The following is a 14,522-nucleotide window of genomic DNA, read 5'->3' as shown; positions in this document are numbered from 1 at the left end:
GTCACAAGGCTCGAAGTCCGGCTTGGATATCCGCCACGCTGGTGATGCAGCCGACCTCGCAGACCGAACTGGCGCTGACCGATGCGGCGCTGGCGCAGTTGGCCTTGCATATGACCCAGCTCGAACAGGCGATGCTCGCTGCGCAGCAGTAAGCGTCGCGTCGCGGCGAACGGGTCAGTCGCGCGGCCCGGCGTCGCGCCAGCGCGCCAGCCGCGCATCGAGCAAGGCCGACACCACCTCGCGCGCGCGTTCGTCGCCCGGCCCGCGAGCGTCGTGGCTGCAGCCTTTGCCGTGATTGCAGGCGGCGCAGGCCAGGGCGAGGTTGCGCGGGTCGTCGGCATCGTCGCCGACGCGCGCGGTGAACGCGGCGGCCGCGCGTTTGCCGAACCAGGCGCTGGGGACGACATGCTCCAGCGAGGTCGTGCCCAGGGCTTCACCGTCCTCGCGCAGGCTCAGCGCGCGCCGGCAATGCAGGCAACGGGTTTGCCACACGCCGCCGTCGAACACGGCCAGCGCGTCGGTATGCACGGCCTGCAACAAGCGGCGACGCAGCGCGGCGCGCATGGGCTTATCGCGATGCGGACACGAGGCCCGCGGCGCGGGCCTCGTCGAAACCGCCGCGACGCGGCGCAACACCGGCGAGGCCGGCGCTGCGTTGCGATCGCGGCATTCGGCTCAAGCCTGGATGACCCCGAGTTCGCGGCCGATCTTGGCGAAGGCGGCGATCGCGCGGTCCAGATGTTCGCGCGTATGCGCGGCCGACATCTGGGTGCGGATGCGCGCTTGGCCCTGCGGCACCACCGGGAAGAAGAAGCCGATCGCGTAGATGCCTTCTTCGAGCAGGCGCGAGGCGAACTTCTGCGCCAGCGGCGCGTCATACAGCATCACCGGGCTGATCGGATGCACGCCGGGCTTCACGTCGAAACCCAGTTGGGTCATCTGTTCGCGAAAGTACGCGGTGTTCTGCGCCAAACGATCGCGCAGATCGCCGGCCGCCGACAACATCTCGAAGGCCTTGATGCCCGCGGCCACCACATGCGGCGGCAGCGAGTTCGAGAACAGGTACGGACGCGAACGCTGACGCAGCAGTTCGACCACTTCCTTCTTGGCGGTGGTGAAACCGCCGAGCGCGCCGCCCATGGCCTTGCCGAGGGTGCCGGTGAAGATGTCGATCTTGTCCATCACGCCCTTGACTTCGGCCGAGCCGCGGCCGCTCGCGCCGAGGAAACCGGTCGCGTGGCATTCGTCGATATGCACCAGCGCGCCGTACTTTTTCGCCAGCGCGGTGATTTCATCGAGCGGGGCGATGAAGCCGTCCATCGAGAACACGCCGTCGCTGGTGATCAGTTTGGTCTTGCAACCGGCGGCATCGGCGGCCTGCAGCTGCTTTTCCAGGTCGGCCATGTCGCAGTTGGCGTAGCGGAAGCGCTTGGCCTTGCACAGGCGCACGCCGTCGATGATCGAAGCATGATTGAGCGCATCGGAGATGATCGCGTCGCTCTCGCCGAGCAGCGGTTCGAACAAGCCGCCGTTCGCATCGAAGCAGGCCGCGTACAGGATCGTGTCTTCGGTGCCGAAGAAATCGGCGATGGTCTTTTCCAGCTGCTTGTGCAGGTCCTGGGTGCCGCAGATGAAGCGCACCGAGGCCATGCCGAAGCCGTGCGTGTCGAGCGCGTCCTTCGCCGCCTGGATCACCTGCGGGTGATCGGCCAGGCCCAGATAATTATTGGCGCAGAAGTTCAGCACCGTGCGCCCGTCCTCGAGCACGATCTCGGCCGACTGCGGGCTGGTGATCACGCGCTCGGACTTGAACAGCCCCTGCGCGCGGATTTCGTCGAGGGTGTCGGCGTAGTGTTGGGTCAGGGACATTGGTTAGAGGCCGGGATTCGTGATTGGGGATTCGAGATTGGTAGAGCGGTGCGGATCGAGATGGGGCGGGATGTTTTGCGAATCCCAAATCCCCAATCCCGAATCTCCGCTCAGTTCCAACTGAGCACAACCTTACCCGCCTTACCCGCTTCCATCAGATCGAAACCCTTCTGGAATTCGTCGATCGGCAGCTGGTGGGTGAGCACCTTGCCGAGCGGGAAACCGCCGAGCACCAGTTGGGTCATCTTGTACCAGGTCTCGTACATCTTGCGGCCGTACATGCCGTGCAGGGTCAGGCCCTTGAAGATGATCTTGTCCCAGTCCGCGCCCGCGCCCTTGGGCATGATGCCGAGCATCGCGATCTTGCCGCCGTGGTACATGCAGTCGAGCATGTCGTTGAACGCGCGCGGGTTGCCGCTCATCTCCAAACCGACGTCGAAACCTTCCATGTGCAGGTCGGCCATCACGTCCTTGAGCGACTGATTGGCGACGTTGACCACGCGCGTGGCGCCCATGTCGGCGGCCAGCTTGAGGCGGAAATCGTTGACGTCGGTGACGACCACGTTGCGCGCGCCGATGTGCTTGCAGATGCCGGCGGCGATGATGCCGATCGGACCGGCGCCGGTGATCAGCACGTCCTCGCCGACCACGTCGAATTCCAGCGCGCAATGCGCGGCGTTGCCGTAGGGGTCGAAGAACGCGGCCAGTTCGCTGGGGATCTGGTCGGGGATCGGCCACAGGTTGCTGGCCGGCATCACGATGTATTCGGCGAACGCGCCGTTGCGGTTCACGCCGATGCCGACCGTGTTGGGGCAAAGATGCTGACGGCCGCCGCGGCAGTTGCGGCAGTGGCCGCAGACGATGTGGCCTTCGGCGGAAACGCGCTGGCCGGGACGGTAGCCGACCACGCCGGGGCCGAGGTCGACCACGCGGCCGACGAATTCATGGCCGATCACCAGGCCGGGCTTGATCGTGCGCTGGCTCCACTCGTCCCACAGATAGATGTGCAGGTCGGTGCCGCAGATGGCGGTCTTCTCGAGCTTGATCAGGACCTCGTTCGGACCGGGCACGGGCACCGGCACTTCTTCCAGCCAGATGCCCTTGCCGGCTTCGCGCTTGACCAGCGCCTTCATCGTTTGCGTCATTGGAGTCGATACCTAGGGGCCACGGCCAGGCCGGGCAGGAGAGAAGCGCGAATTATACGCCGCGACCCCGGCCGGGTTTGCCCGCGGCGGGCGGCTTGGCCTATCGTCGCGACTTCCTCGCCGTCCCGGAAAATCCATGCGCCCCCGTGTGTTAGCCCTGTCCCTGGCGCTGTGCGCCACCGCCGCCCAGGCCGATGAAGGCATGTGGATGCCCTCGCAACTGCCCGACCTCGCGCGCCAACTGCGCGCGGCCGGATTCAAGGGCAATCCGAGCGATTTGGCCGAACTCACCCGCGCGCCGATGAACGCGGTGGTGAAGGTCGGCGGCGCCACCGGCGCCTTCGTTTCCCCCGACGGCCTGGTGCTGACCAATCACCACGTCGCCTTCGGCGTGATCCAGTACAACGCCAAGCCCGATCGCGACCTGATCGGCAACGGCTTCGTCGCCGCCGACCGCGCCGCCGAGTTGCCGGCCAATCCGGATTTCCGGGTGCTGGTCACGACCGGTTTCGACAAGGTCACCGAGCGCATCCTCGCCGGCGCGCGCGGCAAGCACGGCCGCGATTACTACGACGCGATCGACAGCGCGAGCAAGGCGGTGGTCGCCGAATGCGAACGCGACGCCGGCACCCGTTGCAGCGTCGCCAACATGTACTACGGCACCGACTTCTATCTGATCCGCCAGCTGGAATTGCGCGACATCCGTCTGGTGTACGCGCCGCCCGACAGCATCGGCAATTACGGCGACGAGGTCGACAACTTCGTATGGCCGCGCCACAGCGGCGATTTCACCTTGCTGCGCGCCTACGTCGGCAAGGACGGCAAGCCGGCCGACTATTCGCCCGACAACGTGCCGTACGCGCCGCCCGGGCATCTGCAGGTGTCCACCGACCCGGTGCGCGAAGGCGATTACGCGATGCTCGCCGGTTACCCGGGCGTGACCTTCCGTCACCGCATGGCCTCCGAATTCGTCCAGCAGATCGAGTGGCAACTGCCGTCGCGGGTGGCCTTGTACGGCGGTCTGATCAAGACCGTCGAAGCGGCCGGCGCCAACGACGCCGAGGCGAAGGTGCGTTACGCCGCGCAGGTCGCCGGCTTCAAGAACACCCTCAAGCGCGCGCAGGGCGAACTCGACGGCCTGCGTCGCAGCGATGCGGTCAAGGTGCGCGGCGACGACGAGGCGGCGATGCTCGCGTGGCTGGACAAGCAGCCCGACGCCAAGGCGATCCGCGCCGATATCGACGCCGCGCAGCGCGTGCTCGACGCGGGCGCGGCGATGCGCGAGCGCGATCAGCTGTTGACCGCGATCCGCACCCAGACCCAGTTGCTCAACACCGCGCTGACCGTGCAGCGCCTCGCGCTGGAGCGCGCCAAGCCCGATGCGCAGCGCGAAAGCGGCTATCAGCAGCGCGACGACGCGCTGATCGCCGGTCGCTTCAAGCAGGTGCAGCGCCGTTACGCGCCGCAAGTCGAAAAGGCGTTGTTGCTGGATCTGCTGGGTCAGTACAAGGCCTTGCCGAAGGCCGCGCGCGTGGCCGAGTTCGATCAGGTATTCGCCGGCGAGGACCGCGCCGCGCTGCAGCGCACGCTCGATGGCTTGTACGCGGGCACCCGCCTGGGCGAGGAAGCCGCGCGCCTGCAGGCGATGAACAGCGACGCCAGGCAGTTGCAGGCCAGCGACGACAGCCTGCTCAAGGCCGCGGCCGCGCTGCTGCCGGCGGTGCTGCGCATCGAGCAGGAAACCAAGGCGCGCGAAGGCGAATTGCTGCGCTTGCGTCCGGCCTATATGCGCGCTTTGATCGCGTATCGTCATTCGCAGGGCCGGGCGGTCTATCCGGATGCGAACTCGACCCTGCGGGTGAGCTACGGCAAGGTCAGCACGATGGACCCGCGCGATGGCGTGCGCTACCGGCCGCTGACCACGGTTCAGGGCATCGTCGAGAAACACACCGGGGTCAAGCCGTTCGACGCGCCACAGGCCTTGCGCGACGCGATCGCCAAGGGCGATTTCGGCAGCACGGTCGATCCCGAGCTCAAGACCCAGACCGTGGATTTTCTGACCAACCTCGACACCACCGGCGGCAATTCCGGCTCGCCGGTGCTCGACGCCAACGGCAAGTTGATCGGATTGAACTTCGACAGCAACTGGGAAGCGGTCAGCGCCAGCTGGATGTTCGATCCGCGCTACAAGCGCGCGATCCATGTCGACATGCGCTATATGCGCTGGTTGCTGGCCAAGGTGTATCCGGCGCCGCATCTGCTCAAGGAAATGAAGCTGCCGGCGGAGTGAAAGCGCGCGCCGGCTGGAAACCAGCCGGCGCACGATGCGGATCAGTTGTTGCGGCTCCAGCGTTCGATGTACTGCCAGTGGTCCGAACGGGTGATCGGCAGCATCGGGTTCTGGCTGACGGCCGGCAGTTGCCAGCCGTCGGGGACCTGATGGCAATTCACCCAGATGTCCAGCAAGCCGCGCCCATCGGTGAGGAAACCTTGGAACAAGGACAGACAGCGGCCATGGCGTGAAGCCTTGGGCGCGAACGTGGTCAGGTCCCAGGATTGATACGCGCGGCCGGTATCGCAGGTGCTGAGCTTGGCGACGCGGTTACCGCTATCGGAAATGCACAAGTCCAGGCGGGCGCGGGGCCGGATGCGGCCGGACGCGTCGATGATCCAGGCGTCGTTGGCGATGCTGCAGGTGGAGGCGGCCGCGAAGTAGGCATTCGGACCGGTGGCCGTCTGCTCCATCTTCAGGCAGGCATCGCGGAAGACGATCAGCCCGCCGTCGGGCAGTTTCTCGCCCGGCGCCTGCAGGCCCAGGGTGCTTTCGATCTGCCGGTCCAGATTGAGCCAGGCCTGCTGTTCGCCCGCATCCAGCGCGATGCGGTTCTGCTCGATCCACTGGGTGAGTTGCGCCCCCTTCTGGCGCAGGGCGAGGTGGCGGTCGTATTGCGCGCGCGCCGCCGACGACAGTTGTCCGATCTTGTCGGAGTAGCTCTCGATCAACAGCGCCGTCTTATTGTCCGGCCAGGGCGCCGGTTTGCCTGCCAGCGCCAGCAGGCCGGCTTCCAGCTCGGGCCATTCGACCTTGGTCAAGGCGTCGTAGCCTTTGTCGCGGCCGATCACCACCGGCGCGGGCATCGCCGCGAGGTTCTGCGGGAATTGCATGCTCGCCAGTTCCCGCGGTTGCGCGCCCGGATCCTGGCATTGCAGGCTCGCCGAGGTCGGCGCTTCGTCCTGGGCGATCTGGATGTGCAGCTTGTTGACCGTGGCGCTGCGCAGACGCTGCGGGGCCAAGGCGATGGACCTGGCCGGCCGCGAACCGAAATTCACCTGCAACCAGCACTGCCTTGCGCTGGCGTTGGCGCTGGGCGCGGGCAGGTCGAAGACGTTGCCCCAGTTGCCGCGCGCGGCGGGATAGAGCACGGCTTGGCCGTTGTCGGGATCGTAGCCGCCCAGTACGGTGAACACCGGTATGCCGTGACGCCGCGCCGGCCGGTAGGTGCCGCCGTTGAACCAGACCGCCGGCATGTTGTCGGGCACGGCAGCGGGCGTGGCGATCGCTTCCATCTTGCGCGTGCTCGTATTCCAGTGCTTGTAACCCGAGGGGGCGGCGGGATCGAACATGAAGCGGCTCAGACTGCGCTGTATCCTGACGAATGTGCTGTAGCCGGTGTAATGGGTGTAACGCGACAACTCGCTGACGGCTTCGCCGCCGGACATCGCATCGAGGTTGTAGAAGTAGCGCTGGGCGAAGCTGTTGGCGGCGGTGCCGGTATCGGCGGAATAGGGGCGATGCCAGGCCAGATTGGCGCGCATGCGCTTGCGGTAAGCGATATAGCCCCAGCCGCTGTCGGCGTGATGTCCGTTCCAGAAATTCTTCGGCTCCAGTTCCGCGCCCGGATGGTGGCCCAGGCCGAAATGGTGGCCGATCTCATGGCTGAACTCGTTGCCATGGGACTGGTAGAGAGTGAGCATGCCGTTGCCGCCGCTCAGGCCGTGTCCCATCACTCCGTTCTTGTAATTGCCCAGCACATGATGGGCGACGACGGTCTGGGTCAACTGCGGCTGCTGTTGGCTGCCCATCGAGGAACTGGTGATGCCCCAGTTGGCGAGGTTGATGCCGACGCTGACAGTGTCCTTGGCGATGTCCTCGCGCATGTCTCCGATGTAATCGCCGCCCTCGGTCGCGCTGGCCGTGTCGTAGATGACGCCGCTGGCCACCATCGCCCGGGTCAGCTTGAGGTCCTCGTAGGAACTGACGGTCAGCTGCGCCGCGGGAATGGTCTGGAAGTAGTCGGCCGCGGCCTTGGCGGGTTCGCGCAGCATGTAGTGATCTTCCGGGCGATCGGGCGGATCGGTCAGCATGCCGATGCGGATGTTGTGCACGATCAGTTCGGCGGGAGCGCCGAATTCGATCGATGTCGCGGCCAGCGTGCCGGCGCGGCCGCGATCGTCGACGATGTTCAGGGCCAGCCCCGGCTTGACCCAATGCCATGGCAGCACCGTCGACCAGGCCCGGCGCGAATACACGATCTCCGGTTCGCTCGCACCCGGGTTATCGGCCTTGGGCAGGGCCTCCGGGCGATTGAGCGTGACCGGCGGCAGCTGCACGCCGTCGAGCGTGGCGGTGAGGGTCAGCGACGTGGCGTCGGCGAAGGCGCTGGTGGGCGTCACCAGCAGCAACGCCTCGCGTTCGCTGGTCAGTCGCGGCATCCGCTTGGCGGCATTGCCGGAGGGGTCGACCGAGTGGCTCTGTACGAACTGGACCATGCCTTGCAGCGTTCCGGTGAGATCGTTGCGGATCGGACGCTCGCTGCCGTCGGCGATGCGGTCGTAGAAACCGATGGCGTCGGTGTCGACGGCCATTGCGGTCGCTGTCGACGCCGCCTGCGGGGCGGTCGCGAAGGTTGCCGCGGCGCCTTGTGACGGGGCTTGGGTATCGTCGACGGAGGAAGATTGTCGGTCGAGCGGACAACCGGTCAGTGCGCAGGTGAGCAGGGATGCGGCGATCAGCCGCGAAGGCGGAATACGGTGGCAGACGGACATTGGGGATCCTGAGGGGGAGGATGGAGCACGCCTTGGTAGCAACCTCGCCGCACGCGATCTTTAGGATTGGTAAGAAAGCGGCGCGATTGTGATTGCGTTGCGATTGACGATTCGAACGCGGTGGCGGTCGACAGGTCCGCGAACAAGCGAAGGCGCGGCAACCGGTCGGGCGCAAGACCGCGCACGCGCGGCGGCGATGGCGCTCGGCGCGCATGTGGCGCGCGCATCCGCGACGACTCGGTCTGCGCCCGGTCCCGGCGCCGCGTGTGGCAGCGGTCGGCCGGGCCGGCTAGACTGGCGCGTGAATTTTTCCGTACAGATCAGGGGTATACGCATGCGCTACACGGTATTGGCCGCGGCTGTCGCGGTCGGGACGCTGGGTTTGGGACTGGCCGCTCCGGCGGGCGCGGTGGAGGGCATGTGGGTGCCGCAGCAGTTGCCGGAAATCTCCGTGGCGCTGAAGAAGGCCGGGCTCAAGCTCAATGCCAAGCAGCTGGCCGACCTCACCGGCGACCCGATGGGCGCGGTGGTGTCGCTGGGCGGTTGCACCGCGAGTTTCGTCGCCCCGCGCGGCCTGGTGGTGACCAATCACCACTGCGCCTACGGCGCGATCCAGTTGAATTCGACCGCGCAGAAGAACCTGATGCGCGACGGTTTCAACGCCGCGACGATGGAGCAGGAAGTCTCCGCCGGTCCGTCCTCGCGCATCTACGTGCTCGACTCGATCCAGGACGTGACCGCGCAGGTCAAGGCCGTGATCGACGACGCGGTCGAGCCGATCGATCGCACCCATGCGCTGGAAGCGATCGAAAAGAAACTGATCGCCTCGTGCGAAGCCGAAGCCGGTTACAGCTGCGAGCTGTACAGCTTCTTCGGCGGCGGCACCTATCGCCTGTTCCGCACGGTCGAGATCAAGGACGTGCGTCTGGTGTACGCGCCTCCGGGCAGCGTCGGCAACTACGGCGGCGAAGTCGACAACTGGATGTGGCCGCGCCACACCGGCGACTTCTCGTTCTACCGCGCGTACGTAGGCAAGGACGGCAAGCCGGCCGAGTACTCCAAGGACAACGTCCCGTATCAGCCCAAGCGCTATCTGAAACTCGCCGACAAGCCGCTGGGCGAAGGCGATTTCGTCATGGTCGCCGGTTACCCGGGCCGCACCAATCGTTACGCGCTGGCCAGCGAGTTCGATTCCACCGCCGGCTGGACCTATCCGACCATCGCCGGGCACTACAAGGCGCTGATCGAACTGGTCGGCGAAACCGCGAAGAAAGACCCGGAAATCGCGGTGAAATACGCCAGCACCGTGCGCGGCTGGCAGAACACCTCGAAGAACTACGACGGCCAGCTGGAAGGCTTCGAGCGCATCGGCGCGGCGCAGAAGAAGGACGCCGACGAAGCGGCCGTGCTCGACTGGCTGCGCAAACGCGGCGCGCAGGGCGCCGCGGCGCTGGCCGCGCACGACAAGCTGGTCGAGGTCAACCAGAGCGCGGTCGCGCATCGTCAGCGCGATCTGGTCTTCAGCCAGATGCGCCGCCTCGGCGTGATCTCGGCGGCGGGCACGTTGTACCGTCTGTCGGTCGAGCGCGCCAAGCCCGATGCCGAGCGCGAGGTCGGTTATCAGCAGCGCGATCTGCCGAGCATCAAGGGCGCGCTGGAGCAGATGGAACGCCGTTACGACCCGCGCATGGACCGCGAGCTGCAGGCCTATTGGCTGCGCGAATACGTCAAGCTGCCGGCCGGCGAGCGCATCGCCGAACTCGACCGCTGGCTCGGCGGCTCCGATGAGAAGGCGATCAAGCGCGGTCTCGACAAGCTGGCCAAGACCAAGCTGGGCAACACCAAGGAACGCCTGGCGCTGATCGACGACGATCGCGCGAGCATGGACAAGAGCAAGGATCCGGCGATCCAGCTGGCCAAGGCGCTGCTGCCGGCAGTGCTGCGCATCGAGCAGGAAGCCAAGACCCGCGACGGCGAGTCGTTGGCGGCGCGTCCGGTGTATCTGCAGGGCGTGATCGACTACCGCAAGAGCAAGAAGCAGTCGGTGTATCCGGACGCGAACTCGACCCTGCGCATCACCTTCGGCAACGTCAAGGCCTACACCAAGCTCGACGGCAGCAAGCAGGCGGCGTTCACCAAGCTCGAAGAAGTCGCGGCCAAGGCCACCGGCCAGGACCCGTTCGACGCGCCCGACAGCTTGCTCGAAGCGATCGCCGACAAGCGTTTCGGCGGTCTGGTCGACAAGCGCCTGAAGTCGGTGCCGGTGAATTTCCTGTCCGACCTGGACATCACCGGCGGCAATTCCGGCTCGCCGGTGCTCGACGGCGAAGGCAAGCTGGTCGGCCTGGCGTTCGACGGCAACTGGGAATCGGTGAGTTCGAACTGGCTGTTCGATCCGACCATGACCCGGATGATCGCGGTCGATCAGCGCTATATGCGCTGGATCATGCAGGAGGTGTATCCGGCGCCGCAGTTGCTGGTCGAGCTGGGCGTGCCTGCGAAGAAGTAATCGCGGTTGTATCGTCGGATATGCGAAACGCCAGTCGGGGAACCGGCTGGCGTTTTGTTTTAGGGGGTGGTGTGGTTGTGGCGAAAGGCGAGGGCGAGGGCGAAAAGCTAAGAGCTAAGAGCTGAAAGCGAATCCCCCGCGATGGTTGTTTCGGCTGCGGATGGTTGCGCGGGCGCGGCCCCCTTTTGCAAAGGGGGCAAGCAGTTGCGCTGCGGTAGGTGTGGGGGCGAAAAAAGAGTGGAGAAGAATGAGGAGTGAGTAAGAAAGCGCAGAGCGCCGAGCACGAGCGCTGGCAAGGACCATGGACCACAACAAACCGCGCCACCGCATCGAAACTCGTGCTATCCCACTTGAAACCCGTGCTTTCCCCCCCTTTGGAAAAGGGGGGCAGGGGGGATTCGCTTTTGCCCCAAAACACTAACGAAATTTTAGCGTTACCCCGAAAACCCCAAGCAAAACTGAGCGCAAGCTAAAACTCCACGCCCCATCCGCATGCCGATCCGGTCGTATGCCGCTTCCGCCATGGCGTTCACAGTTTTCCCCGGGCTAGACTCGACCTCCCGCGGACCCAGGACGTTTTTGATGCGATATACGGCGCTGGCCAGAGCGATGGCCATGACAGGGACGTTGGTGTGCGGCGCGGTCTGGGTCGATGCCGCGCAAGCGGTCGAGGGGCTATGGACGCCGCCGCAATTGCCCGAACTCGCCTCGCAACTCAAGCAAGCCGGCCTGCGCGCCACGCCCAAGCAACTCGGCCAATGGGCCGACCCCAAGGGCGATCCGCTCGGCGCGGTGGTGCCGCTGGGCGGCTGCACCGCGAGCTTCGTCTCGTCCAAGGGGCTGCTGCTGACCAATCAGCACTGCGCGCTCGGCGCGATCAATCTCAACTCCACGCCGCAACGCAATCTGCTGCGCGACGGCTTCAAGACCGGCACCAACAACGAAGAAGTGTCGGCCGGGCCGAATGCGCGCATCTACGTGCTCGACTCGGTCCAGGACGTGACCGCGAAGGTGCAATCCGCGCTGGCCGCGGCCAGCGACCCGCTCGCGCGCATCGAAGCGCTCGACGCGCTGGAAAAGCAGCTGGTCGCCGACTGCGAGAAAACGCCCGGATACGGCTGCCGCCTCTATAGTTTTTCCGGCGGCAACAGCTACCAACTGCAGCGCAGCATCGAGATTCGCGACCTGCGCCTGGTGTATTCGCCACCCGACAGCATCGGCAACTTCGGCGGCGACAACGACAATTGGATGTGGCCGCGCCACAGCGGCGATTTCGCCTTCTACCGCGCCTATGTCGGCAAGGACGGCAAGCCGGCGGCGTACGCGATCGACAACGTGCCATATCAACCCAAGCGCTGGCTCAAGATCGCCGACAAGCCGCTGGGCGCCGGCGATTTCGTCATGCTCGCCGGCTTTCCGGCGCTGACCAACCGCTACGCGATGGCCGACGATTTCCAGGCCAATGCCGACTGGACCTATCCGACCGTCGCCGCGCATTACCGCAAGCTGGCGGCGTTGATCGAAGCCGAAGGCCGCAAGAATCCCGAGATCGCCAGCAAGTACGCCGGCACCTTGCGCGGCTGGCAGGGCGCGGCCAAGAGCTACGAGGGCCAGGTCGACAGCTTCCGCCGCGCCAACACCGCGCAGATCAAGCGCGACGAGGAAACCGCCTTGCTCGAATGGCTGGGCAAGAAGGGCGCGGCCGGCAGCGCCGCGGTGTCGGCGCATGCGCGCCTGGTCGAACTGGGCCAGCAGGCGCGCGCGCAGCGCGATCGCGACCTGGTGATCGGCCAATTGTACGCGACCGGTTCGCTGGCCACCGCGATGCAGTTGTACCGTTCGGCGATCGAACGCGCCAAGCCCGACAGCCTGCGCGAAAACGGCTATCGCCAGCGCGATCAGGCCGCGTTCGAAAATCAGCTGCGGCAGATGGACCGGCGCTCGGATCCGCGCATGGACCGGCAATTGCAGAACTATTGGCTGCGCGAATACATCAAGCTGCCGAAGGAACACCGGGTCGAGGCGCTGGACCGCTGGCTGGAAGGCGACGACGACAAATACATCAAGCGCGCGCTCGACCGCATCGCCAAGTCGCGCTTGAACAATCCCGATCAACGCACCAACTGGCTGCGCGCCGATCGCCTCGCCTTCGAGCAAGGCAAGGACGGCGCCAAGGACGGCGCGATCGGCTTCGCGGTCGCGGTGATGCCGACCGTGTTGCGGATGGAGCAGGAAATCCGCAGCCGCGCCGGCGAAACGCTGACGGTGCGGCCGGTGTATCTCAAGGCGCTGGCCGATTACCGCAAGAGCGTGGGGCAGGTCGCGTACCCCGACGCCAACGGCTCGCTGCGGGTCGGTTACGGCACGGTCACGCCTTACACCAAGGACAACGGCGCGCGGCAATTGCCGTTCACGCGGGTGGAGGAAATCGTCGCGCGCAACAGCGGCGCCGCGCCGTTCAACGCGCCGCCGGCGCTGCTCAATGCGGTGTCGGCCAAGCGGTACGGCGGCGCGCTGGTGGACAAGCGACTGGAATCGGTGCCGGTGAATTTCCTGTCGGACCTGGACATCAGCGGCGGCAATTCCGGCTCGCCGGTGCTCGACGCGCAGGGCAAGCTGGCCGGTCTGGTGTTCGACAGCAACTGGGAATCGGTGAGCGCGAGCTGGCTGTTCGATCCGGCGTTGACGCGGACGATCTCGGTGGATCAACGCTACATGCGCTGGATCTTGCAGGAAGTGTTTCCGGCGCCGCGCCTGTTGGCCGAGATGGGCGTGCCGGCGTCGGGCAAGTAATCGTCTTGGTGTCGCCAAACGATCTGGCGTGAGCATCCGTCGCCGATGCGGGCCGCGAGGTTTTGCGTGAAGCGCTGAGGGTGTTGCGTTGTATTTCGCGGCGAAAAACAACGGGCCGGCAATGCCGGCCCGTCGCTTATTGCATCGGCGCATCACGCCGCGCCGAACACCGCATCAATCGCGCGGCGGCGGGCAGATCATATGGCCGGCGCTGTAGTTGGCGGTGCGCACGCCCGACTCGGTGTACACGCCCGAGCAGCTCAGCTCGGCGTGGCCGACTTCGTTGCCGTTGGCGTCGAAGTAGAAATAGAACTCGCCGATTTCGTCCGGACCCGGCGGGCGGGCGAGGGCGACGGTGGCGACGAGGGCGGCGGCGAGGCCGAAGCCGAGGGCAAGGGATTTACGCATGACGAACTCCTGGTGTGGCGAAGCGAAGGATGGACGTCCGCCGCGATGCGAGTCGCCGCGCGGACGGTGGTGGATCCCTCGAAGACGCGGCGCGATTCGCCGTTGACGTCGCTCACGTCAGGCGGGCCGTGCCATGCGCCGATCGCTGGGATCGGTACTGCGGATAACGCGTTGCTGACGGTGCTGCGCGCGGACGACGCGAATGGATCGGTCCGGCGATCGCACGCCAAGCAATTGCACGATCGGATCGGCGGAGCCTGCGCTCACTCACGAGGCCAGCGCGCGCGCCGATCCGCGTCGATCACGGCTCCGGATCGCAGATGTAGTAACCCACGCCGTAGTTCTTGGTGGCCTTGCCCCAGAACTCGGGCGTGCCGTCGCAATGGATCGAGGACTGGCCGACCACCGTGCCGTTGGCGTCGTAGTAGGTGTAGATCTGGCCCGGACCGGTGGGACCGATCGCGGCGACCGCGGCGCCGACCGCGGCGAGCGCCGCGAAGCCGAGCGCCAGAGCGAGTTTCTTGCGCATGATGAGGTTCTCTCTTCGTGTGCCGGCACAGTGCCGGCGCATCGAAGCTAGGACGCGGTTCGCGATTACTCAACGTGACAAGTAACACCTTTGTGTAGCTTTGTGATGGGAGTCGTTTTGGTTTCGGGAATTGGGAATCGGGAATGGGGAATCGTTGAAGCGGGCACACGGAATTGATGAGCGGCGCGATTGCTTCGTCCGCTCGCCTTTGCTCTTGAACCGA

Annotated in this window: 9 protein-coding genes; 3 read left to right on the top strand and 6 right to left on the bottom strand. The window is 65.9% G+C overall.

Going from position 1 to position 14,522, the window contains the following annotated elements:
* Positions 1 to 174: 174 nt before the first annotated feature.
* From IEQ11_RS17805 to tdh, 3 genes are all read right to left on the bottom strand, one after another.
* Positions 175 to 564: an HNH endonuclease gene (locus IEQ11_RS17805; protein ID WP_191823390.1), complete on the bottom strand. Its 390-nt coding sequence runs from the start codon at positions 562 to 564 to the stop codon at positions 175 to 177.
* Between the two features lie 111 nt (positions 565 to 675).
* Positions 676 to 1,869 carry a glycine C-acetyltransferase gene (gene kbl / locus IEQ11_RS17800; protein WP_191823389.1) on the bottom strand — a complete coding sequence of 398 codons (1,194 nt, stop codon included), beginning with the start codon at positions 1,867 to 1,869 and terminating at the stop codon, positions 676 to 678.
* Positions 1,870 to 1,979: 110 nt separating this feature from the next.
* Positions 1,980 to 3,014, bottom strand: coding sequence for an L-threonine 3-dehydrogenase (tdh, locus tag IEQ11_RS17795; protein ID WP_187313240.1), 1,035 nt, complete (start codon positions 3,012 to 3,014; stop codon positions 1,980 to 1,982).
* 136 nt (positions 3,015 to 3,150) lie between these two features.
* On the opposite strand from tdh, the gene IEQ11_RS17790 reads away from it, so the two are divergent.
* Positions 3,151 to 5,304, top strand: coding sequence for a S46 family peptidase (locus tag IEQ11_RS17790; RefSeq protein ID WP_191823388.1), 2,154 nt, complete (start codon positions 3,151 to 3,153; stop codon positions 5,302 to 5,304).
* Between the two features lie 41 nt (positions 5,305 to 5,345).
* On the opposite strand, the gene IEQ11_RS17785 is transcribed toward IEQ11_RS17790, so the two are convergent.
* Positions 5,346 to 7,880, bottom strand: a complete 2,535-nt coding sequence (locus IEQ11_RS17785) for a M66 family metalloprotease (RefSeq protein ID WP_191823387.1) — start codon at positions 7,878 to 7,880, stop codon at positions 5,346 to 5,348.
* A gap of 514 nt (positions 7,881 to 8,394) precedes the next feature.
* Here IEQ11_RS17785 and IEQ11_RS17780 point away from each other — a divergent pair.
* Complete coding sequence (locus tag IEQ11_RS17780; protein WP_036115244.1) at positions 8,395 to 10,569, top strand: S46 family peptidase; 2,175 nt, start codon at positions 8,395 to 8,397, stop codon at positions 10,567 to 10,569.
* 582 nt (positions 10,570 to 11,151) lie between these two features.
* Positions 11,152 to 13,362, top strand: a complete 2,211-nt coding sequence (locus IEQ11_RS17775) for a S46 family peptidase (RefSeq protein ID WP_191823386.1) — start codon at positions 11,152 to 11,154, stop codon at positions 13,360 to 13,362.
* Between the two features lie 174 nt (positions 13,363 to 13,536).
* Here the strand turns inward: IEQ11_RS17775 and IEQ11_RS17770 are convergent, their stop codons facing one another.
* Positions 13,537 to 13,770 (bottom strand): DUF6289 family protein, encoded by a 234-nt coding sequence (locus tag IEQ11_RS17770; protein ID WP_057922275.1) that lies wholly within the window; start codon positions 13,768 to 13,770, stop codon positions 13,537 to 13,539.
* A 301-nt stretch (positions 13,771 to 14,071) separates the two neighbouring features.
* Positions 14,072 to 14,299, bottom strand: a complete 228-nt coding sequence (locus tag IEQ11_RS17765) for a DUF6289 family protein (protein WP_036115256.1) — start codon at positions 14,297 to 14,299, stop codon at positions 14,072 to 14,074.
* Positions 14,300 to 14,522: the final 223 nt, after the last annotated feature.

Source organism: Lysobacter capsici, from assembly GCF_014779555.2.
Taxonomy (GTDB): Bacteria; Pseudomonadota; Gammaproteobacteria; order Xanthomonadales; family Xanthomonadaceae; genus Lysobacter; species Lysobacter capsici.
Note: the sequence above shows the minus strand (reverse complement) of the source record. Positions and strands in the feature narration are given on the sequence as shown.

Excerpts from the sequence above, each read along its gene's own strand:
- kbl (WP_191823389.1), bottom strand. The coding sequence starts at position 1,869 with ATGTCCCTGACCCAACACTACGCCGACACCCTCGACGAAATCCGCGCG.
- IEQ11_RS17785 (WP_191823387.1), bottom strand. The coding sequence starts at position 7,880 with ATGGCCGTCGACACCGACGCCATCGGTTTCTACGACCGCATCGCCGAC.
- tdh (WP_187313240.1), bottom strand. The coding sequence starts at position 3,014 with ATGACGCAAACGATGAAGGCGCTGGTCAAGCGCGAAGCCGGCAAGGGC.
- IEQ11_RS17780 (WP_036115244.1), top strand. The coding sequence starts at position 8,395 with ATGCGCTACACGGTATTGGCCGCGGCTGTCGCGGTCGGGACGCTGGGT.
- IEQ11_RS17770 (WP_057922275.1), bottom strand. The coding sequence starts at position 13,770 with ATGCGTAAATCCCTTGCCCTCGGCTTCGGCCTCGCCGCCGCCCTCGTC.
- IEQ11_RS17790 (WP_191823388.1), top strand. The coding sequence starts at position 3,151 with ATGCGCCCCCGTGTGTTAGCCCTGTCCCTGGCGCTGTGCGCCACCGCC.
- IEQ11_RS17775 (WP_191823386.1), top strand. The coding sequence starts at position 11,152 with ATGCGATATACGGCGCTGGCCAGAGCGATGGCCATGACAGGGACGTTG.
- IEQ11_RS17805 (WP_191823390.1), bottom strand. The coding sequence starts at position 564 with ATGCGCGCCGCGCTGCGTCGCCGCTTGTTGCAGGCCGTGCATACCGAC.
- IEQ11_RS17765 (WP_036115256.1), bottom strand. The coding sequence starts at position 14,299 with ATGCGCAAGAAACTCGCTCTGGCGCTCGGCTTCGCGGCGCTCGCCGCG.